The organism is Phyllobacterium phragmitis (assembly GCF_002980495.1).
Lineage (GTDB): Bacteria > Pseudomonadota > Alphaproteobacteria > Rhizobiales > Rhizobiaceae > Paramesorhizobium > Paramesorhizobium phragmitis.
In genome coordinates this window covers 1-467 of record NZ_PVBR01000095.1, presented here as the reverse complement: position 1 = coordinate 467, position 467 = coordinate 1, and the positions used below count along the sequence as shown (strand labels likewise).

Here is a 467-nt window from a genome sequence, read left to right as displayed (position 1 = left end):
CGCGAACCGTCATCCACGGCAATGACGCGACCGACCTGCACACCATCTTGCGCCAGTACGCTTCCGATACTGGCTTCGATCAACGCCGGATCTTCATTGAAAAAGGCGATAGCCACGTCGATTGAGAGATTGCTCGTCTCTCTACGAGGCGCCCGGGCAAACTGTGCGCGATAGACTTCAGCCAGCACGATCTTGCTGGTGACGTATCCGATAACCAGGACACCGTAAAAGGAGATGGCCACGGCGTCAGGTATTGCCAAGGGGGCAAAGACAATGGCGAGAGCGGCGGTGATGGCCACGAAATTGGCCAGGGTCTTCAAAGCTGTTCGTTTAGATAGCCGGGGTTCTTGTTCAGCCAGCAGGATAGGCGGCATTACTCTTTCCAGTCACAGTTTGCGTTCCAGGTGAACGGGCTGGACTGGTGGAAATGACTTCGAACTGAGAGATAAACGAGTGAACAGAATCAC

Annotated in this window: 1 pseudogene; it reads right to left on the bottom strand. The window is 54.6% G+C overall.

The features are described from left to right. Positions 1 to 374: pseudogene (locus tag C5748_RS27490) on the bottom strand (hypothetical protein); the annotation flags it as partial. Positions 375 to 467 lie beyond the last annotated feature (93 nt).